15 protein-coding genes are annotated in these 21,058 nt (G+C 70.1%); 5 read left to right on the top strand and 10 right to left on the bottom strand.

The annotated features are described in order from the left end of the window. The first annotated feature begins 75 nt into the window (after positions 1-75). The 3 genes from HLB44_RS21645 to HLB44_RS21635 all read left to right on the top strand — a co-directional run bounded on the left by HLB44_RS21645 (position 76) and on the right by HLB44_RS21635 (position 5,746). Positions 76-1,635: a methyl-accepting chemotaxis protein gene (locus tag HLB44_RS21645; RefSeq protein WP_173126813.1), complete on the top strand. Its 1,560-nt coding sequence runs from the start codon at positions 76-78 to the stop codon at positions 1,633-1,635. 59 nt (positions 1,636-1,694) lie between these two features. After that, complete coding sequence (locus HLB44_RS21640; protein ID WP_173126810.1) at positions 1,695-4,871, top strand: ATP-binding protein; 3,177 nt, start codon at positions 1,695-1,697, stop codon at positions 4,869-4,871. A gap of 71 nt (positions 4,872-4,942) precedes the next feature. Continuing rightward, entirely contained in the window at positions 4,943-5,746 is an 804-nt protein-coding gene (locus HLB44_RS21635; protein ID WP_173126807.1) for a hypothetical protein, read from the top strand. Here HLB44_RS21635 and HLB44_RS21630 read toward each other — a convergent pair. The 10 genes from HLB44_RS21630 to glpD form a co-directional block, all read right to left on the bottom strand. Then, the gene (locus HLB44_RS21630) at positions 5,683-8,004 is read right to left on the bottom strand and encodes an EAL domain-containing response regulator (protein ID WP_173126804.1); all 2,322 of its coding nucleotides are present in this window, start codon (positions 8,002-8,004) and stop codon (positions 5,683-5,685) included. The genes HLB44_RS21635 and HLB44_RS21630 overlap by 64 nt on opposite strands. A 22-nt stretch (positions 8,005-8,026) precedes the next feature. Continuing rightward, complete coding sequence (locus tag HLB44_RS21625; RefSeq protein WP_173126801.1) at positions 8,027-9,364, bottom strand: sensor histidine kinase; 1,338 nt, start codon at positions 9,362-9,364, stop codon at positions 8,027-8,029. Between the two features lie 10 nt (positions 9,365-9,374). Continuing rightward, positions 9,375-10,541 (bottom strand): FIST signal transduction protein, encoded by a 1,167-nt coding sequence (locus HLB44_RS21620; protein ID WP_173126799.1) that lies wholly within the window; start codon positions 10,539-10,541, stop codon positions 9,375-9,377. 174 nt (positions 10,542-10,715) lie between these two features. Continuing rightward, positions 10,716-12,446 carry an ABC transporter substrate-binding protein gene (locus tag HLB44_RS21615; RefSeq protein ID WP_173126796.1) on the bottom strand — a complete coding sequence of 577 codons (1,731 nt, stop codon included), beginning with the start codon at positions 12,444-12,446 and terminating at the stop codon, positions 10,716-10,718. 91 nt (positions 12,447-12,537) lie between these two features. Next, positions 12,538-12,846: a DUF2160 domain-containing protein gene (locus tag HLB44_RS21610; RefSeq protein WP_173126794.1), complete on the bottom strand. Its 309-nt coding sequence runs from the start codon at positions 12,844-12,846 to the stop codon at positions 12,538-12,540. A gap of 10 nt (positions 12,847-12,856) precedes the next feature. Beyond that, positions 12,857-13,669, bottom strand: a complete 813-nt coding sequence (locus HLB44_RS21605) for a carbohydrate ABC transporter permease (RefSeq protein WP_173126791.1) — start codon at positions 13,667-13,669, stop codon at positions 12,857-12,859. Continuing rightward, complete coding sequence (locus HLB44_RS21600; protein ID WP_173126788.1) at positions 13,662-14,546, bottom strand: carbohydrate ABC transporter permease; 885 nt, start codon at positions 14,544-14,546, stop codon at positions 13,662-13,664. Before HLB44_RS21600 ends, HLB44_RS21605 begins: the two co-directional genes overlap by 8 nt. Then, the gene (locus HLB44_RS21595) at positions 14,543-15,595 is read right to left on the bottom strand and encodes an ABC transporter ATP-binding protein (RefSeq protein WP_173126785.1); all 1,053 of its coding nucleotides are present in this window, start codon (positions 15,593-15,595) and stop codon (positions 14,543-14,545) included. The genes HLB44_RS21600 and HLB44_RS21595 overlap by 4 nt, the downstream gene beginning before the upstream one ends. A gap of 79 nt (positions 15,596-15,674) precedes the next feature. Further along, positions 15,675-16,754, bottom strand: a complete 1,080-nt coding sequence (locus tag HLB44_RS21590; protein ID WP_173126782.1) for an ABC transporter ATP-binding protein — start codon at positions 16,752-16,754, stop codon at positions 15,675-15,677. After that, complete coding sequence (gene glpD, locus HLB44_RS21585; RefSeq protein ID WP_173126779.1) at positions 16,745-18,400, bottom strand: glycerol-3-phosphate dehydrogenase; 1,656 nt, start codon at positions 18,398-18,400, stop codon at positions 16,745-16,747. Before glpD ends, HLB44_RS21590 begins: the two co-directional genes overlap by 10 nt. Before the next feature lie 194 nt (positions 18,401-18,594). Between glpD and HLB44_RS21580 the strand changes: the two genes are divergently transcribed. Next, positions 18,595-19,380 (top strand): DeoR/GlpR family DNA-binding transcription regulator, encoded by a 786-nt coding sequence (locus tag HLB44_RS21580; protein ID WP_173126776.1) that lies wholly within the window; start codon positions 18,595-18,597, stop codon positions 19,378-19,380. A gap of 172 nt (positions 19,381-19,552) precedes the next feature. Further along, the gene (glpK, locus tag HLB44_RS21575; protein ID WP_173126773.1) at positions 19,553-21,046 is read left to right on the top strand and encodes a glycerol kinase GlpK; all 1,494 of its coding nucleotides are present in this window, start codon (positions 19,553-19,555) and stop codon (positions 21,044-21,046) included. Positions 21,047-21,058: the final 12 nt, after the last annotated feature.

The following is a 21,058-nucleotide window of genomic DNA, read 5'->3' as shown; positions in this document are numbered from 1 at the left end:
ACCATTGCGTGTGGGGGATTCTGGTCGCCGCTTGCCCCAATCAAGCCCTTGTCCAACCAGATCCCAGGAGACTCCATGAGCTGGATTCGCCACCTCACCGTCGGGCGCCGCCTCGCGCTCGGCTTCGGCCTGTCGTCGCTGCTGCTGGTGCTGATCGCCGGCAGCGCCGGCTGGGTGCTGCACCGCACCTCGCAGGGCGTCGACGTCATCGTGCGCCAGAACAACCAGAAGACCGACATGGCCTGGCGCCTGCGCGCCGAGCTGGAGGAAAGCGCGCGCTCGGTGCGCAACCTGATCGTCACCCGCGACAGCGCCGTGCAGGCCAAGCAGAAGGAGCTGCAGCTCGAAGCCCGCAAGCGCTTCGACGCCACCTACGCGTCGCTGGCGGCGCTGCTCGTCGACGACGAGGAGAAGAAGCTCTACGCGACGATCGGCGAGCTGCGCGGCGTCGTGCTGCCGCTGCTCGACGAAGCGATGGACCAGGCGCAGCGCGGCATGAAGGAAATGGCCAGCGAGACGCTGATCGACAAGGTGCAGAAGCCGCAGACGCAGTGGATCGACGCGATGCAGGCGCTGATCGACCTGCAGGGCAAGCGCACGGCCGCCGGCGCTGATTCGATGAAGGCGGGCGCCGCCACCGCGACCATCGGGCTGATCGGCGGCGGCGTGCTGGCGCTGCTGCTGAGCGCCGGCCTCGGTGTCGGCATCGGCCGCGCGCTGGTGCGCCAGCTCGGCGGCGAGCCGGCCTATGCCCGCGACGTCGCGCGCCGCATCGCCGCCGGCGACCTGGGGGTCGACATCGCGCTGCGCTCGGGCGACGACTCGAGCCTGCTCGCCGCGATGCACGAGATGCAGGCGGGCCTGCGCACGCTGGTCGTGCGGATCAAGCAATCGGCCGATTCGGTGTCGGTGGCCAGCGGCGAGATCGCGCACGGCAACCTCGACCTGTCGACGCGCACGGAGCAGCAGGCCTCGAACCTGCAGGAAACCAGCGCCTCGATGGCCCAGCTGACCGACACGGTGCGCGCCAACACCCACTCGGCGCGCGAGGCGAGCAGCCTCGCCAGCTCGGCGGCGCAAGTCGCCGGCGACGGCGGCACGACGGTCAACGAGGTGGTGCGGCGCATGGAGGAAATCCAGGCCTCGAGCCGCAAGATCACCGAGATCATCGGCGTCATCGACGCGATCGCCTTCCAGACCAACATCCTGGCGCTCAACGCCGCGGTCGAGGCGGCGCGCGCCGGCGAGCAGGGCCGCGGCTTCGCGGTCGTCGCCGCCGAGGTGCGCAGCCTCGCGCAGCGCAGTGCGCAGGCGGCGCGCGAGATCAAGACGCTGATCTCCGATTCGGTCGAGCGCATCGACGGCGGCAGCCGCCTCGTCACGCAGGCCGGCGCGACGATGGCCGACATCGTCGCCCGCGTGCAGCAGGTCTCGACCTTGGTCGCCGAGATCACGCACGCGTCGGCCGAGCAGGAATCGGGCATCGGCCAGATCGGCATCGCCGTCAACGACCTCGACACGATGACGCAGCAGAACGCGGCGCTGGTCGAGCAGAGCAGCGCGGCGGCGGAGAGCCTGAAGGGCCAGGCGGCGCGGCTGACCGAGACCGTCTCGCAGTTCCGGCTGACCGCCTAGCGCATCCGGGCATGGCACAGTGACGCGGCGGAGACGCTCGCCGCGCACCCTGCTGCTGAATGCTCAGACTGCTGCAATCGCCGAGTTGGCAAACCGATGGCGCCGAGGCCGTGCTGCTGCCGTGCACGCTGCCCTCGGCGCTGGCGATCCACCTCGCCGCGCAGCGCGGCTGGGTCGAGCGCGAGCGCGCCGCATGCCTGTTCTGGCCCGACCGGCCGCCGGCCGAGGCCTTGCACAACCTGCGCGTCAACCTGCACCGGCTGCGCACGCAGCTGCGCGGCTGGGGCCTCGAAGCCGACCCGCTGCGCAGCGAGCGCCAGCGCATCGGCCTGACGCTGCCGACCGACTTGCAGCAGCTCGAGACCACGCTCGACGCGCCGGACGAGCACACCCTGCTCGCGCAGCGGCCTTGGGCTCTGCTCGACGGCTTTCGCATTGCGGGCTTCGAGGACTACCAGCAGTGGGTCGACGGCGAGCGCCAGCGGCTGACCCGTGCCTGGTCGCAGGCGGTCGAGCGCGCGCTCGGCGCGGCGCTGGCCGCCGGCGGCAGCGAGGCGGCGGCGCGGCTCTTCGACGCCTGGCAGGCCCAGGAGCTGGCGAGCGCTGACGCGCTGGAGCGGCTGCGGCCCCACGCGCAGGTTGAAGCAGCCGCCGCGCTGTGGCGGCACTGGCGCGCGAGCGTCGCGGGCGCCGATCTCCCGTTGACACACACGGCCGCCACGCAGCCGTTGACGTATGCGCCGGCCGCGCAGCCGCTGGCCGGCCGCGGCGCCGAGCAATCCAGCCTGCGCGCACTGCGCGCGGCGGCCACCGTCGTCGGCGGGGAACCCGGCATCGGCAAGACGGCGCTGGTCACCGCCACCTTCCCCGGCGCACCGCTGCTGCGGGGCCGCGAAGGACTCGAGGCGGTGCCCTTCGGCCCGCTCGCCGAGCTGCTGCGGCGCGAACGCGGCTGGCTGGCCGCCGCCGGTGCCTACCGGCTCGACATCGCGCGGCTGCTGCCGGAGATCGCACCCGACGAGCCGCTGCCGCCGCTGGATGCGCACACCGCGAAGCTGCGCCTGCTCGAAGGCCTGGCGCGGCTCATCGAGCAGCACGCGCCGCTGCTGCTGGTCGACGACCTGCAGTGGTGCGATGTCGCGACGCTCGAATGGCTGGTCTTCGTCGCCCACCGCGGCCGGCTGCGCTGGGTGGCGACCGCGCGCACCCATGCGCTGCCGCTGCCGGCGAAACAGGCCCTGCAGGCGCTGCGCTCGGCCAGCCTGCTCGCCGAAGCCGCACTCGGCGCGCTCGACGCCGCCGGGCTCGACGCCCTCTGCCGCGCCCATTGGCCGCTAGAGCACTGGCCGGCGGACCGCATCCAGGCCCTGCTGCAGCGCAGCGGCGGCAACCCGTTCTTCGCGCTCGAGCTGCACAGCGCGGCGGCGGACCCCGCGGCCGTGCCCCAGCGCAGCAACGAGCTGCTGCAGGGCCGGCTGCGCGCGCTGCCGCCGGCGGCGCAAGCGGTGCTCGAAGCCGCCGCGGTGCTGGCGCAGCCGGTTGCTCTGCCGGTGCTGGCAGCGGTCAGCGGACTCGACCACGCGCTGCCGGACTGCGTCACCGGCTGCGAACAGGCGCTCGCCGCCGGGCTGCTCGTCGAATCAGCCGGCGGCCTCGAATGCCGCCACGACCTGATCCGCGGCGCGGTCACCAGCGCGCTGTCGCTGCCGCGCCGCCAATGGCTGCACCGGCGCGCCGCGCTGGCGCTCGGCCCGCTGGCCGCGCCGCTGGCGCTGGCGCAGCACTGGCAGGAAGCCGGCGAGCCGCAGACCGCGTTGACCTGGCGCCACCGCGGCGCGCTGCAGCACAAGGACTTCGGCCGCCTCGACGAGGCGCGCGCGCTGTGGCAGCAGATCGCGCAGCAGGCCAACGACCCGGCGCTGCAGATCCGCGCGCGGCTGGCGCTGGCCGAGTGCGCGCTGTTCGAGGACCTCGACGCCGGCCGCGATGCGCTGGAGGCGGTGCTCGAGCAGGTGGCGGCGATCGCCGACCCGGCGGTGCGCGACCAGCTCGAGGCGCAGACGCTGGCCGGCCTGGTCGACAACCGCGTCTTCGCCGGCGACCAGCCACGAGCGCGCCGGATGAGCGCGCAGCTGCGGCCGCTGCTGCCGCGGCTGGGCGCCGAAGAACGCGTGCATGCGATCGAAGTGCTGATCGAGCTGGCGATGCGCGAGCCGGACATCGACGACGCCAACGCGCTGCTCGCCGAGGCACGCCGGCTGCAGCCGATGCGGCCGTCGCTGGACAGCTTCGAGGGCCAGATCCACTGGTTCGGCGGCCGGCCGCAGGCGGCGCGCGAGGCCTTCGAGCGGCTGCTCGAGCGCCATCCCGAGTACTGCTGCGGGCTGACGATCGAGAACGACCTGGCGGTGATGTGCCAGGCGCTCGGCGACCTGGCGCAGGCCGAGGCGATGGCCCGCCGCAGCCTGGCGAGCTGGAAGGGCGTGGCGCACACCGAGACGCTGTCGCTGCTGGTGCTGGGCTCGACCTTGACCAGTGGCGGCCGTTATGGCGAGGCCGCCGCGGCGCTCGACCAGGCCGAGCAGCTGGCGCGGCGCCAGGGCTCGCAGCTCTTCGCCAGCGAGGTGCACGGCCGGCGCACGCGCCTGCTGGCCTGCTGCGGCCGCTTCGAGGATGCGCTGGCGCAGGCCGAGCGCGCGGCGCCGCTGGTGCGCGACGACGACAACCCGCTGCGGCTGTCGCAGCTGCTGGCCGCGCAGGTCACGGCCGCGGTGGCCTTGCAGCGATCGCCCGACGAGGCGCTGCGCACGCGGCTGCAGGCGGCCTGCTGGCGCAGCGCCCATCCGCTGGTGCATGCGCGGCTGGCGCGGGTGGAGGTCGAGTTCGCGCTCGCCGCCGGCCGCCCGGACGATGCGCTGGCCGCCGCCGCGCGCATGGCGGCGATTGCGCGCCCGGCGGGGCTGCTGGAAGTGCTGGCCGACGCGCTGCTGCTGCAGGCCCGCGCCGCGCCGGCGTGCGACGCGGCCGCAGCCTGGGTGCGCGAAGCGGCGACGCTGGCCGACAGCCAGGGCTACCGCGACCTCGGCTGGCGCGCCTGGTCACGGCTGGCCACGCTGGCGCGCGAACCGGCGCTGGCCGAACGCGCGCAGGCCGCGCTGGCGCCGCTGCTGGCCGACGCGCCGGCCAGTGGCTTCGACGCCGCGCGTGCGGCGCTGCGCGAGCCGCGCTGCGATTGACGCTGCGGAGACGCCCGCTGCGCAACATCGCGACACCTTTGTTGTTTCGGGAGTCGCGAATGAAGAGCTCGATGACATCGATGCTGGCCGGCCTGCTGCTCGCCGCCGCCGGTGCCGCGCAGGCCACGCTGGTGACCACGACGGTCGCCGATGTGGCCGACATGCAGGCCGCTCAGTGGGCGCAGCAGGTGCTGCGCGACACCGGCAACGCCGCGGTCGGCTTCTCCGCACCCGCGGCCGGCGGCAACGGTGGCAGCTTCTGGCTGACCGACTTCGCACGGCCGGCCGGCCCCGGCAATACCAGCGATGTGATCGCCAACGTGTTCGCCGGCGCGGCGTGGAATCCCGCGACGCAGGGCGCCGTCGAGACGATCCGCTTTTCGTTCGATGCCCGCGGCCTGCTGTCCACCGGCATCAGCAGTGCGGTCAGCGGCTTCGTGCGGCCGGTGATCGAGCAGGGCGGCGTGATCTATTCGGTGCTGAACACCAGCACGCGCATCGACCTGGGCAGCCAGTGGCTGACGATCGACCAGCTGTTCAGCGACGAGTCGGCGTGGGTCGACCTGGGCGGCACGCTGGCGCCGGACTTCTCCGCCACCGGCGCACCGCTCCACTTCGGCTACCGCTACGACCTCGGCCTGACCTGCAACGCGGGCAGCTGCACCGCGGCGCACACGCAGCTCGGCGTCGACAATTTCGCGGTGCGCGTCGGCACCGACGTCATTGCGCAAGTGAACGAGCCTGCGCCGTGGGCCCTGCTGGCGATGAGCCTGCCGCTGGCCGTCGCGGCCGGCCGGCGCGGCAGAAGTGTTCAGCGCCGCGCGGCGAGCAGCGCGGCGAACGCGCCTTCGGCCAGCGGCGGCGAGAACAGGTAGCCCTGCCCGCCGCGGCAGCCCATGCGCTCGAGCGCCTGGGCCTGCGCGGCGGTCTCGATGCCTTCGGCGACGAGGTCGAGCTTCAGGCGCCGGCCCAGCCGCACGACCAGCTCGGCCATCGTCGTGCGGCCGCGCGGCGCCGGAAAATCGCGCAGGAACGAGCGGTCGATCTTCAGCGTGTGGATCGGCAGCTGGTGCAGGTAGGCCAGCGACGAGAAGCCGGTGCCGAAGTCGTCGAGCGCGATGCGAACGCCCAGGCGCCGCAGCGCATGCAGCACGCCGATCACTGCATCGATGTCCTGCATCGCGATGGTCTCGGTGATCTCCAGCTCGAGGCCGGCGGCGGCCAGGCCGGTGGCCGCCAGGCAGCGCTGGACGCTCTCGACGAAACCGGGGCTGCGGAACTGGCTCGGCGAGACATTGACCGCGATGCCGAAGTCGGGGTGGCCGCCGGCGCGCCATGCGGCGGCGGCGCGGCAGGCCGCATGCATCACGCGCTCGCCGAGCGCGACCATCAGTCCGGCCGATTCGGCCAGCGAGACGATCTGCTCCGGCGGCACCTCGTCGCCGGCCGCGGTGCGCCAGCGCAGCAGCGCCTCGGCGCCGACGATGCGGCCGTGCGGCAGCGCAACCTTGGGCTGGTAGTGCAGCTGCAGCTGGACCGGCGCGGCCTGGTCGAGTGCCGCCTGCAAGTCGTTCAGCAAGCGCAGCCGGCGGCGCAGGTCACCGGCCATGCGGCGGCTGTAGTGGCAGTGCGCATCACCCTGCGTCTTGGCGCGGTTCAGCGCGATGTTGGCGCACTTCAGCGCATCGAGCCCGTCGCCGTCGACGTCGGCCAGCCGCACCTGGCCGAGCGTCGCGCGCACCGGCAGCGGATAACGCTCGACCTGGAACGGCGTGTCGAAGACGGCCGTGACGGCCGCCGCATCGATGCGCTGCTCGGGGCCGAGCAGTGCGAAGACATCGGCGGCGACGCGCGCCAGCAGCAGGCCGTCTGCGGCGCGCTCGCGCAGGCGCGCGGCGACCGCCAGCAGCAGCAGGTCGCCGGCGCGCGGCCCGAGCGCATCGTTGATCTGCGAGAACTGCTGCAGGTCGATCAGCAGCAGCGCCTGCGCCGGCGCGTCGATCGTTGGACGTTGACTTTGAAGGTTATCGATGTGCTCGATCAGCCGCTGCCGGTTCGGCAGCCCGCACAGGCGGTCGGTGTACGCCAGGTGGTTCAGGCGGCTGAACAGCTGCACGTTGGCGAAGCCGGCCGCCAGGTGCACGCCGAACACCGCGAGCAGCGGCCACAACGCGTCGTCGGGCGCCTGCGGCAGGTCGATCAGCAGCATCGCCTGAGCGCGTCCGGCGGCCACGTGCAGCACCAGCCGGCCGTCGGCATGGTGGTGGCGGCGTTCGGCCAGGCAGCGCCGCAGCGGCACGCGCAGCGCCGGCTCCAGCGCTTCGGCAGTCCGGCCGCGCAAGGGCCGGTACGGCCCGTCGGCCCAGACCACGCGCATCGATTCGAGCGCCTCGTCCGCGCCACCGTCGACCGCTGCGCAGACCAGCCCGTGCGGCGCGACGCGCAGCAGCGCGGCCGCCTGCTGCAGCACGCCCTCGGCGAAGTCGACCGGCTCGCGCTTGGTCGCCAGCTCGGCCGCCGCATGCACGATGTGCTGCAGCCCGGCCTGGCTGGCGCGGATGCGGCGCAACTGCTCGTAGCTGCGCACGGCGGTGGTGATCGTCGTCACCAGCCGCGTGCGCGTCAGCTCGGACTTGGTCTTGTAGTCGTTGACGTCGTACTCGCGGATCACCTGCAGCTCGGGCGCATAACCCGGCTGGCCGGTGCGCAGCACGATGCGCACCTCCGCCAGGCCCAGGTCCTCGCGGATCGCGCGCGCCAGCTGCAGGCCGGCGTATTCGTTCTCCATCACCACGTCGAGCAGCACGACGGCGATGTCCGGCGTCGAGGCCAGCAGAGCGCGCGCCTCGCGTGCGCTGTAGGCATGCAGGAAGGCGAGCGGCCGGCCATCGACGATCTCGCCGTCGAGCGCGATCGTCGTCGCCTCGTGCACCTCCGGGTCGTCGTCGACGACCAGGATCGACCACGGCGGCGCCAGCGGCGCGCGCAGCGCCAGCTCGTCCTCGGCGGCGAAGACCAGCGCGTCGTCGGTGTCCGGCGCCACGGCGTCGGCGCTCGCCGCCAGCGGCGGCCAGCCGGTCAACGCCGCCTCGACGCCGCGCCGCTGCGCCCACTGCAGATCGAAGGTGCCCATCCTGCGCTCCACCCCGTCGCCCTCAGGCCGGCTGCGGCGCAATGCGCGGCAGCAGCAAGCGGAACGACGTGCCCCGGCCGACCGTGCTGGTGACCGAGATGTTGCCTCCCAGCATGCGGCGCACCTGGTTGTAGGTGATGTACAGCCCCAGGCCCGAGCCGCCGCGGCCGAGCTGGGTGGTGAAGAACGGCTCGAAGACGCGGCCGAGCACCGCCGGCGCCATGCCGGCGCCGTCGTCGCTGAAGACCATCTCGAGCTGGCCGTCGTCGCAGGGCCGCGCCTGCAGCTGCATGCGGCCCTGGTCGCGCCCTTCGAAGGCGTGCGTCAGCGCGTTGGTCACCAGGTTCGACAGCACGGTGCCCAGCGCGCCCGGGAAGCTGTCCATCTCGACCGTGCCGTCGACCTGCACCGCCAGCGTCACCGGCGCGCGCCGCAGCTGCGGGCTCAGCGCAGCCAGCGTGTCGTCGATCACCTCGGCGACGCGGAAGCGCCGGCGCTGCTCGCTCAGCCGGTCGACCGCCAGCGGCTTGGTGTGGTGAATGATGTCCGCCGCGCGCACCAGGTTCTTCTCCAGCACCAGCGCGATCTCGTCGACGCGCGCGAGCAGCCGGTCGAGCGAGCTGCGGCGGATGCCGCCGGCCTCGCGTTCGGCGCGCAGCTGCGCGGTCTCGTGCGACAGCGCGGTGGCCACCGTCAGCGCATTGCCGATCGGCGTGTTCAGCTCGTGCGCGATGCCGGCGACCAGCGCGCCCAGGTGCGCGAGCTCGGCGCTCTTCAGCAGCTCGTTCTGAGTGGCCTTCAGCTCGGCGAGCGCCTGGTACAGGCCTTCGTTGGCGCGGCCGAGGTCGGCGGTGCGCTCGGCGACGCGCGCTTCGAGGGTTTCGTTCAGCCGGCCCAGCTCACCCTGCGTCGCGAGCAACTGCTGCACCTGGTGCTGCAGCCGGCCGGTCAGCTCGTTGTAGTCGTGGCGCGTCAGCTCGAACTCGCGGCCGACCCGCTCCATGCGGTGTTCGAGCGCAAAGACCTGCTGGCCTTGCGCATCGGCCTCGGCGATCGATTGCAGCCAGCCGCCGAAGATGCTCGGCGCCGCAGGCAGCCAGTCGGCCGGGATCGCCAGATGCCAGGCCAGCGGCGCCAGGCGCTCGCAGTGCGGCTGCGCGGCCGCCGTCGGCGTCAACACCAGGCCGATCAGCCGGTCGCCGAAACCGGCGCTGCAGGCCTGCCACTGCGCCAGGTCGTTCACCAGCACCGCGACCGGCCCGGCCAGCAGGTGGCGCTTGGCCAGCATCACCTGGCGAAAGCCCGCCGGCGCCGGGTCACACGGCGTCAGGAACAGCGGGCGGTCGCTCGGGTCGGGCATGTGACGGTGGTCAGCTGCCATTGCTGCCGATCAGCAGCAGCACGAAGGTCATGTTGTGGAACAGGTTGCGGGTGTACTGGCCGTCGTGACGCAGCGGGCCGATCTCGCCGAAGGACGCGAAGCCGGCCAGCGGCAGCGTGCGGCCGAAGGCGCCGAACACCGCGTCGACCTCGTAGCGGATGTTGCCGCCGACCAGCCACTTGCGGCCGGCGCAGGTGATCACCAGCGCGGCGGCGGGGTCGAAGCCGTCGGCCGCGGCGCCGGCGGCGAGGGTTTGCACTTCATGCAGCAGGTCTTGCGGGCTGCTGACGCAGACCTGCACGTCGTCGTCGGTGTGGATGCCGCCGTGCAGCGCCAGTGAGCCTGCTGCTTCGCCGCGGTCCTTGGCCACCGCGCGCAGCCGCTTCTCGCCAGGGCCGGCGGTGTTCAGTACCGCCAGCGTGACGATGCCCTGGTCGGCACGCAGGAACGGCTTGCCCGACTCGCGCGTGACGAACTCGGTGGCGTCGACGCCATCGATGCGGTGCACGACCTTGCCTTCGGCGGCCTGCACGCGCCCCGGCCGGCCGACCGGGCGGATCGAGTTGCCGATGTGCACGCGGAAGTCGAGCGCGCCTTCCGCGGCCAGCATCACCACCGCGTCGTCGAGCCGCTCGCCGTCGGCGAACAGCGAGCAGTGGTCCATGCGGTCGTTGTCGTCGCCGGCCATGCCGCCGACCACCGGCACGCTGACCTCGTCGCGCAGCACGGTCTCGATGCGGCTGGCGTCGGTGTCGAAGTCGGAGATGAAGTAGTAGAGCGCCGGCGTGCGGCCGCCCAGTTTGTCAGCTAGCGTTGCCAATGCGGCGCGCACCGTGGCCTCGGGATCGTTCTTGACGCCGCGCGCAAACGCGACATGCCAGCGCACCTGGCCGCCGCTGTTCAGGCCCAGCGCCGCAGCGCCGACGTCGACCGTGCGGCCGGCTTCGTGGATGCCGTCCCCGCTGGCGCCGACCAGGCGCACGTCGCGGTGCCCCAAGCCGTCGTACAGGCCTTCGATGAATTCATGCCAATCGGAGTAGTGCACGGTGGTGTGCAGAAACACCACTTCGGGCGCGATCTCGGCCAGCGATTCGCCGATGGCCAGTGCAGCCCGGTAGGGGTCGGGATTGGTGGAGCTGGCGGACTTGCTGCGCATGATCGAGACCTCCAATCACTACGCATTGCAGACCAAAAAGCACTCCGCACGGAGCGGGGGGAACCCGCACCGCCGGAGTGAACTGGAGGCATTCAGAACAATGAACATGCGATGCGGGGTCCCGGACCCCCTCGGTCCGGGGGCCCGCATCAGGCGCGTCAGGCCGTCAGGCGGTCAGCGCACCTTGCCGGCCTTCCAGGCGGCGAGCAGCTTGTTGTAGTCGATCGTCTCGCCCTTCGGCTTCTCGTTGGCCAGCTTGGCCCACGGCGCGGCCTTGTCGCTCAGGTACTTGGCCGGGTCGCCCTTGGCGTTGAGCTTGGGCGCGCACTTGGCCATGCCGGCGCGCTCCAGGCGCGACAGCACCTGGTCCATCTCTTCGGCCAGCGTGTCCATCGCGCCCTGCGGCGTCTTCTCGCCGGTCACTGCCTGGGCCACGTTCTTCCACCACAGCTGCGCGAGCTTCGGGTAGTCGGGCACGTTGGTGCCGGTCGGGCTCCAGGCCACGCGCGCCGGGCTGCGGTAGAACTCGACAAGCCCGCCGAGCTTGGGCGCCAGGTCGGTCATCGCCTTGCTCTGGATGTCCGATTCGCGGATCGGCGTCAGGCCGACGATGGTCTTCTTCAGCGACGTCGACTTGGCGGTGATGAACTGCGCGTACAGCCAGGCCGCGGCCGTCTTGTTGGCGTCGTGGTCCTTGAAGAAGGTCCACGAGCCGACGTCCTGGTAGCCGTTCTGCATGCCCTGCTTCCAGTACGGGCCGTTCGGGCCGGGCGCCATGCGCCACTTCGGCGTGCCGTCCTCGTTGACGACCGGCAGGCCCTTCTTGGTCATGTCGGCCGTGAAGGCCGTGTACCAGAAGATCTGCTGAGCGATCTGGCCCTGCGCCGGCACCGGGCCGGCTTCGCCGAAGGTCATGCCGGTGGCTTCCTTGGGCGCGTACTTCTTCATCCAGTCGACGTACTTGGTCAGCGCGTAGACGGCGGCCGGCGAATTGGCCGCACCACCACGCTCGACCGAGGCACCGACCGGCGTGCACTTGTCGGCGCCGACGCGGATGCCCCACTCGTCGATCGGCAGGCCGTTCGGCGTGCCGATGTCGGCGGTGCCGGCCATCGACAGCCACGCATCGGTGAAGCGCCAGCCCAGCGACGGGTCCTTCTTGCCGTAGTCCATGTGGCCGTAGATGGCCTTGCCGTCGATGTTCTTCACGTCGTTGGTGAAGAAGTCGGCGATGTCCTCGTACGCGCTCCAGTTCAGCGGCACGCCCAGGTCATAGCCGTACTTGGCCTTGAACTTGTCCTGCAGGTCCTTGCGCGCGAACAGGTCGGCGCGGAACCAGTACAGGTTGGCGAACTGCTGGTCGGGCAGCTGGTACAGCTTGCCGTCCGGCGCGGTCGTGAACTTGGTGCCGATGAAGTCCTTCAGGTCGAGGCTGGGGTTGGTGAACTCCTTGCCGGCGCCGGCCATGTAGTCGGTCAGGTTCAGCACCTTGCCGTAGCGATAGTGGGTGCCAATCAGGTCGGAATCGGAGATCCAGCCGTCGTAGATCGACTTGCCGGACTGCATCGAGGTCTGCAGCTTCTCGACGACGTCGCCTTCCTGGATCAGGTCGTGCTTGACCTTGATGCCGGTGATTTCCTCGAAGGCCTTGGCCATGGTCTTCGATTCGTATTCATGGGTCGTGATCGTCTCGGAGACGACCGAGATTTCCTTGACGCCCTTGGCCGAGAGCTTCTTGGCTGCCTCGATGAAGAACTTCATCTCGGCCATCTGCTGGTCCTTGGACAGCGTCGACGGCTGGAACTCGCTGTCGATCCACTTCTTCGCCTCGGCCTCGCCGGCCAGGGCGTGACCCGTCACCGCACAAGCGGCGGCCAGGGCGAGCGCGCTGTAACGCACCTTCATTGCTGATCTCCTCAGGGTGCTTCCCCGTATGGTGTGTGGGGTGCCACGGCCCCGGGGAAGCTCCGGGCCGGATCCCGCTCAAACGAGGGCGCTAGCCCTTGCGCATGATCAGCGCCAGTGCGCCCATCGAGATCACGAAACTGATCCAGATGCTGGGCTCGGCATCGAGCCTGAACCACTGGGTCAGCTTGCCGGCCAGGCCGACGAAGGCGAGGTTGATGTAGGCGGCGCTGAGCAGGCCGATGAAGAGGCGGTCGCCCCGGGTCGTCGCAATCGGCAGGAAGCCCTTGCGCTTGATGTTGGGCGCCTTGATCTCCCACACCGTCATGCCGACGAGCGTCAGCGCGATGCAGGTGAAGAACACGGCCACCGGGGTGGTCCAGACCATCCAGTCGAACATGGCGATTTCCTTAGACACGGCCCATCGCGAAACCCTTCGCGATGTAGTGACGCACGAACCAGATCACGATCGCGCCGGGCACGATCGTCAAGGTGCCTGCTGCCGCCAGGACGGCCCAGTCCATCCCCGAAGCGCTGACCGTGCGCGTCATCGTCGCGACGATCGGCTTCGCGTTGACGCTGGTCAATGTGCGCGCCAGCAGCAGCTCGACCCACGAGAACATGAAGCAGAAGAAGGCCGCGACGCCGACGCCCGCCTTGATCAGCGGCAGGAAGATGGTGACGAAGAAGCGGGGGAAGGAATAACCATCGATGTACGCGGTTTCGTCGATCTCGCGCGGGATGCCGCTCATGAAGCCTTCGAGGATCCACACCGCCAGCGGCACGTTGAACACCAGATGCGCCAGCGCCACCGCGAGGTGCGTGTCCATCAGGCCCAGCGTCGTGTAGAGCTGGAAGAAGGGCAGCAGGAACACGGCCGGCGGCGTCATGCGGTTCGTCAGCAGCCAGAAGAACAGCTGCTGGTCGCCGAGGAACGAATAGCGCGAGAAGGCGTAGGCGGCGGGCAGCGCGACGGTGATCGAGATCAGCGTATTGACCGCGACGTAGATCAGGCTGTTGATGTAGCCCGAGTACCACGAGACGTCGGTGAAGATCGTCTTGTAGTTGGCCCAGGTGAAGTTCTGCGGAAAGATCGAGAAGCTCGACAGGATCTCGTCGTTGGTCTTGAAGCTCATGTTGACCATCCAGTAGATGGGCAACAGCGCGAACAGGATGTAGGCGATCAGGAAGATCGTCCGCTTCTGGAATTTGCCGTCATGCATGAGGGGCCTCCGTCTTGTCGCCCGTGCCCACGCGCTGCATCCAGTTGTAGAGGATGAAGCAGACCAGCAGGATGATCAGGAAGTAGATCAGCGAGAACGCCGCCGCCGGTCCGAGGTCGAACTGGCCGACCGCTTTCTGCGTCAGGTATTGCGACAGGAAGGTCGTCGCATTGCCGGGCCCGCCGCCGGTGAGGACGAAGGGCTCGGTGTAGATCATGAAGCTGTCCATGAAGCGCAGCAGCACGGCAATCATCAGCACGCCGCGCATCTTCGGCAGCTGGATGTAGCGGAAGACTGCGAGCTTGCTGGCACCGTCGATTCGGGCGGCTTGGTAGTACGCATCCGGAATCGATCGCAGCCCGGCGAAGCACAGCAGTGCGACCAGTGGCGTCCAGTGCCAGATGTCCATCACCAGCACGGTGATCCAGGCATCGCGCGAATTGCCGGTGTAGCTGTAGTCGATGCCCAGCTTCTGCAGCGCGGCGCCGAGCAATCCGATGTCGGCGCGGCCGTAGATCTGCCAGATCGTGCCGACCACGTTCCACGGGATCAAGAGCGACAGCGCGACGATCACCAGCACCGCGGACGCCTTCCAGCCGGTCGCCGGCATCGACAACGCGAGCAGGATGCCGAGCGGAATCTCGACCAGCAGCACGGCCAGCGAATAGGTCAGCTGGCGCAGCAGCGCGGCGTGCAGATCGCTGTCGCGCATCACCGCGGCGAACCATTCGGTGCCGACGAAGACGCGACGCTCGGGCGAGATGATGTCCTGCACCGAGTAGTTGACGACGGTCATCAGCGGCAGCACCGCCGAGAAGGCGACGCAGATGAACACCGGCAGCACCAGCCACCAGGCCTTTTGGTTGACCGGCTTCATGCCACCGCCCCTTCGCTCAATTCGATGAGTTCTTCGTTCGCGCCGTACCAGCAGGTGTGCTGGCCGACGAGGCCCAGCCACACCGTCTCGCCCACCCGCGGTACGCCGGCGTCCGGGCTCAGGCGCACGCGCACGGCGGTCTCGCCGATGCGCGCGCTCATCAGCCAGTAGGTGCCGATGTCCTGCGCCTGCACCACCTCGGCCTGCAGCGCGCCCGGCGCGCCGGGCACGGCGAGCGTCACGTACTCGGGCCGCACGCCGATGGTCGCGGCCTGCGCCGGCGCCTTCGGCAGCAGCGCGGCCGGCAGGAAGTTCATGCCCGGCGAGCCGATGAAGTGGCCGACGAACATGTGCGCCGGCCGCTCGAACAGCGCATCGGCCGAGCCGATCTGCACCGCGCGGCCACGCGTCATCACCACCACCTGGTCGGCGAAGGTCAGCGCCTCGACCTGGTCGTGGGTGACGTAGATCAGCGTCAGCTTCAGCTCGTGGTGGATCTGCTTCAACTTGCGCCGCAGCTGCCACTTCAGGTGCGGGTCGATCACCGTCAGCGGCTCGTCGAACAGCACCGCCGAGACGTCCTCGCGCACCAAGCCGCGGCCGAGCGAGATCTTCTGCTTCGCATCGGCCGTCAGGCCGGCGGCGCGCTGGTCCATCTGGCCGCTCATTTCGAGCATTTCGGCGATCTGGCCGACACGCGCCTTGATGCGATCCGGCGCCACGCCGCGGTTGCGCAGCGGGAACGCGAGGTTCTCGGCCACCGTCATCGTGTCGTAGATCACCGGGAACTGGAACACCTGCGCGATGTTGCGCTGCTGCGGCGTCTTCAGCGTGACATCCTTGCCGTCGTACAGCACCTTGCCGTGCGACGGCGCGACGAGGCCCGAGATGATGTTCAGCATCGTGCTCTTGCCGCAGCCCGAGGGGCCGAGCAAGGCATAGGCGCCGCCGTCGTTGAACGTCATCTTCAGCGGCAGCAGCGCGTAGTCGCTGTCCTGCTTCGGATTCGGGCGGTACGAGTGCGCGAGGTCGAGGTCGATGCGGGCCATGATCAAGCCTCCTGCCGGGCCGCCCCAAGGGAGGCTTGCGCCCCCTCGGGGGGCAGTGAACGAAGTGAGCGTCGGGGCATTAGTTTCCCTTGGCCGGCGGGGCGACCAGCAGGTCGCCGCGCGGGTCGAACACGTAGGCCTGCGAGGGGTCCAGGTACAGCGTGATCGGTTGCCCGAGGTCGAAGTAGTGCACGCCGGTCAGTTGCGCGACGAGTTCGCCGGCGTCGGTGTGCACGTGCACGAAGGTGTCGGAGCCGGAGATTTCGGCCAGCTCCACCTTGCCCGGCAGCGCGACGTCGCCCGGCCGCTGGTGCACGCGCAGCGCGCCGGCGCGCAGGCCCACCGTCAAGCCGCTGTCGAAGCTCTTTTGCAGCGGCACCATCAGCTGCAGGCCCGAACTCAGCTGCACGCCCAGCGATGCGGCACGCGCCTCGACCAGGTTCATCGGCGGGTCGCTGAACGCGCGCGCGACGCGGATCGACTTCGGCCGGTGGAAGACCTCGGCGGTCGGCCCGTACTGCAGCACCTCGCCGGCATCCATCACCGCTGTGTAGCCGCCGAGCAGCAGCGCCTCGGTCGGCTCGGTGGTGGCATAGACGACCGTCGAATCGCCGGCGGCGAACAGCTCCGACAGCTCCTCGCGCAGCTCTTCGCGCAGCTTGTAGTCGAGGTTGACCAGCGGCTCGTCGAGCAGCATCAGCGGCGCGCCCTTGGCCAGCGCGCGCGCCAGCGCGACACGCTGCTGCTGGCCGCCCGACAGCTCGGCCGGCAGCCGCTTCAGGAACGGCTCGATGTGGAGCTTGCGCGCCAGCTCCTCGACCCGCTTGGCGATCGTTGCGCGCGTGCTGCCGCCGCGCAGCTTCAGCGGCGAGGCGATGTTGTCGGCCACCGTCATCGACGGGTAGTTGATGAACTGCTGGTAGACCATCGCGACGTTGCGTTCGCGCACCGGCACGCCGGTGACATCGTGGCCGTCGACCTTCACGCGGCCCTGGCTCGGCGCATCGAGGCCGGCCATCAGGCGCATCAGCGAAGTCTTGCCGGCCTGCGTCGCGCCCAGCAACACGGTGACTGCACGCGGGTGCAAAACGAAGTCCAGCGGGTACAGGTGCGTTGCCGCCCCGACCTGCTTGGAGACCCCTTCCAACTTCAGTTCCATGCACGCTCCAGAGTCGCTTTGCCGTCGCGCCCGGGCGCGGCGAGGTGTTCATCGCACCAGGCGCTGATGCGCGCGCGCTGCGCATCGTCCAGATGCAGGCCGAGCTTGGTGCGACGCCACAGGATGTCGTCGGCCGAGCGGGCCCATTCGTGTTCGGCCAGGTAGCGCAGCTCGGCTTCGTAGACGCCGGGGGCGACTTCCGCGCCCGGCGCGCCGCCGGCCATCAGCAGCTCGACGCGTGCGCCGTACAGGCGGGCCCAGCGCGCGAGCACCTTTTCCGGCAGCACCGGATAGCGCCGCTGCAGCGCCTGCACGAAGCGGCGCAGATCGGCATCGGGCCGCGAGGCCTTGTTCGGCGGGCCGATCCAGCGCGACAGGTCGCCGCCCGGCAGCACCGCGCCGTGCGTCCACGCGGCCTTCTTTGCCTGCAGCGGGCCGGCCAGCAAGTCGGCGGCTTCTTCGCCGAGCAGGCGGAAGGTGGTCAGCTTGCCGCCCCAGACGTTCAGCAGCGGCGCGCCGCCGGCCGTGTCGAGCTCGAGCAGGTAGTCGCGCGTCACCGCTGCGGCATCGCTCGACTCGTCGTCGATCAGCGGGCGCACGCCGGAGTAGCTCCACACCACGTCGGCGGGCCGGATCGGCTGGTCGAAATAGCGGCTGGACTGCTCGCAGAGATAACGCACTTCGTCCTCGTCGATGCGCGCGGCGCCGATCGCGCCGTTGTGCTCGACATCGGTGGTGCCGATCAGCGTGAAGTCACCCTCGTAGGGCTGCACGAAGATGATGCGCTTGTCGGGGTTCTGGAAGATGTAGGCATGGTCGTGGTCGAACAGCTTGGGCACGACGATGTGGCTGCCCTTGACGAGCCGCAGCGACTTGACGCCCTGCTGCTGCGCCTGCTCGCGCAGGAAGCGTTCGGCCCACGGGCCGGCGGCATTGACCACCGCACGGGCCTTCACGGTGGTCGCGCTGCCGTCTTCGGACTGCAGCGTCGCGGTCCAGCCGGCGCCCGCCGCGCCACGCATCGCGCTGGTCACCGCGCAGCGCGTCAGCACCGTCGCGCCGCGCTCGACCGCATCGATCGCGCACAGCACCACGAGCCGCGCGTCGTCGACCCAGCCGTCCGAATAGACGAAGCCCTTGGTGTAGTGCTTCTTCAGCGCCGCGCCGGTGACATCGCGGCGCAGGTCGACCGCGTTCGAGCCCGGCAGCATCTCGCGCTTGGCGAGGTGGTCGTACAGGAACAGCCCGGCGCGCAGCATCCAGGCCGGGCGCATCGACGGATCGTGCGGCATCACGATGCGCAGCGGCCGCATGATGTGCGGCGCGCCGCGCAGCAGGCCTTCACGCTCGGCGAGCGCCTTGCGCACCAGCGAGAACTCGTAGTACTCGAGGTAGCGCAGCCCGCCGTGGATCAGCTTGGTCGAGGCCGAGCTGGTGTGCTGCGCCAGGTCTTCGCGCTCGGCCAGAACCACCGACAAACCGCGGCCGGCCAGGTCGCGCGCGATGCCCACGCCATTGATGCCGCCGCCGACGACCAGCACGTCGCACGCGGCCGGTACGGCCGGCACGGCAGGGACAGCCGGCGCGACACCGGCAGCCGGCGGCGGGTGCAGGCGAACGTTCGGATCGGATGCGGGATGACGCATGGGAGGCAGCGGGGTTGGGTCGGGCCGGCGATGGTAGCGCCGGCCGGGCGGAGTGAGCGCGATTCGGTTCGTTTTCGTTTTCTTTTTTTCTTTATAGCTTGCGCTTCCCTTGTTTGAAGGCGTGGTTTTCCCTAGTTAGATTCGTTTTGGTTCGCTTTAGGCTCCGGTCCGCACAACCGTTTTCGTTTCCGAACATGACGCCCAACCCCCGCCAGGCCCAGTTGCTCGAGGAAGTGCAGGCGCGCGGCAGCGTCACCGTCGAGGCCCTTGCCGACAAGCTCGGCGTCACGCTGCAGACGGTGCGGCGCGACGTGCAGCGCATGGCCGATGCCGGCCTGGTCGCGCGCTTCCACGGCGGCGTGCGCGTGCTGAGCTCGACCACCGAGAACATCGCCTACCGGCAGCGCCAATCCTTGAACGCCGACGGCAAGACCTTGATCGCCCGGCTGATCGCGGCGCGCATTCCCGACGGCTGCTCGCTGATCATGAACATCGGCACGACGATCGAGGCGGTGGCGCGCGAGCTGGTGCGGCGCAAGGGGTTGCGCGTGATAACGAACAACCTGAACGTGGCGCTGATCCTGTCCGACAACCCCGACTGCGAGCTGATCGTCGCCGGCGGCCTGGTGCGCAGCCGCGACCGCGGCGTGATCGGCGAAGCGACGATCGACTTCATGCGCCAGTTCCGCGTCGACATCGGCCTGATCGGCATCTCGGCGATCGAGGCCGACGGCACGCTGCGCGACTTCGACTACCGCGAGGTGAAGGTGGCGCGCACGATCATCGAGCACTCGCGCGAAACCTGGCTCGCTGCCGACCACACCAAGTTCAACCGCCCGGCGATGGTCGAACTGGCACGGCTGTCGGAGATCGATCGCATCTTCACCGACCGCGAGCCGCCGGAGCCTTTCCCGGCGCTGCTGGCGGATGCGGGGGTTGATTGCGATGTGGTCGGGCGGGCGGTGGAGGCGACGGCATGACGACTCACGGTCGGTTGCGGTCGTTCGGCGCCGCATGCAGAGACAGAGCGAGCCAAGGCCACGGGGGACACGAGCGCAACAGGGCACTCTGGCGGCCTGATCTCGCTGAGTCTTCAATCGCAATGGCAGCAACGGGCCGCAAACAGCCACTCGCCAGCGCGGAGCAACAGAAATGACCTACCTGCTCGCCCTCGACCAGGGCACCTCCAGCTCGCGCAGCATCGTCTTCGATCGCGACGGCCACATCGTCGCGATGGCGCAGCGTGAATTTCGCCAGATCTTTCCGCAGCCGGGCTGGGTCGAGCACGACCCGGAAGAGATCTGGCAAAGCCAGCTCGCCACCGCGCAGCAGGCGCTCGCGCAGGCCGGACTGACGGCCAAGGACATCAAGGCGATCGGCATCACCAACCAGCGCGAGACCACCGTCGTCTGGAACCGCCGCACCGGGCAGCCGGTGCACAACGCCATCGTCTGGCAGGACCGGCGCGGCGAGCCGCTGTGCGCGCAGCTGCGTGCGCAAGGCCATGCCGAGACGATCCGCCAATCGACCGGGCTGGTGGTCGACGCGTATTTCTCGGCCACCAAGATCCGCTGGATCCTCGACCACGCCAGCGGCGCGCACATCGCCGCCGCGCAAGGGGAACTCGCCTTCGGCACCGTCGACAGCTGGCTGCTGTGGAAGCTGACCAACGGCCGCGTGCACGCCACCGACGTCAGCAACGCCGCGCGCACGATGTTGTTCGACATCCGCCACAACACCTGGGACCACGAGCTGCTGAAGGTGCTGCACGTGCCCGACAGCCTGCTGCCGCAGGTGCATCCGTCGAGCCATGTCTTCGGCGAGACCGATGCGGCGCACTTCGGCGGCGCGATCCCGATCGCCGGCATCGCCGGTGACCAGCAGAGCGCCCTCTTCGGCCAGGCCTGCTTCTCGGCCGGGCTCGCGAAGAACACCTATGGCACCGGCTGCTTCATGCTGATGCACACCGGCGAGAAGTTCCAGGTGTCGGCCAACGGGCTGATCACCACCAGTGCCGCGCAACCGTCGAACAAACCCGAATTCGCGTTCGAGGGCAGCGTCTTCATCGGCGGCGCGGTCGTGCAATGGCTGCGCGACGGCCTGAACGCGATCAAGGCCAGCGGCGAGGTGCAGGCGCTGGCCGAGAGCGTGCCCGACTCCGGCGGCGTGATGGTCGTGCCGGCCTTCACCGGCCTGGGCGCGCCCTACTGGGACGCGAACGCGCGCGGCACCATCACCGGCCTGACGCGCGGCAGCACGATGGCGCACATCGCGCGCGCGGCGCTGGAGAGCATCGCGTTCCAGAGCGCGGCGCTGCTGCAGGCGATGAGCCGCGATGCGCAGGCCGCCGGCGGCGCGGCGGTGGCGGAACTGCGCGTCGACGGCGGCGCCTGCGTCAACAACCTGCTGATGCAGTTCCAGGCCGACCTGCTGGGCATCCCGGTCGTGCGGCCGCAGGTCGTCGAGACGACTGCGCTCGGGGCCGCTTACTTGGCGGGTTTGGCGACCGGCGTGTATGCGGGGCTGGAAGAACTCTCCGCGCTATGGCAGGTCGAGCGGCGTTTTCATCCGACCTTGCCGCGTGAACGTGCGGCCGAGCTGATGGCGCGTTGGGAACGGGCGGTGCGGCAGTCGACGGTGGCCTGAGGTGGCTTCGCT

Origin of the sequence: Pseudaquabacterium terrae (assembly GCF_013266755.1) — a bacterium.
Lineage (GTDB): Bacteria > Pseudomonadota > Gammaproteobacteria > Burkholderiales > Burkholderiaceae_C > Pseudaquabacterium > Pseudaquabacterium terrae.
This window is presented reverse-complemented; position numbering and strand designations above follow the sequence as displayed.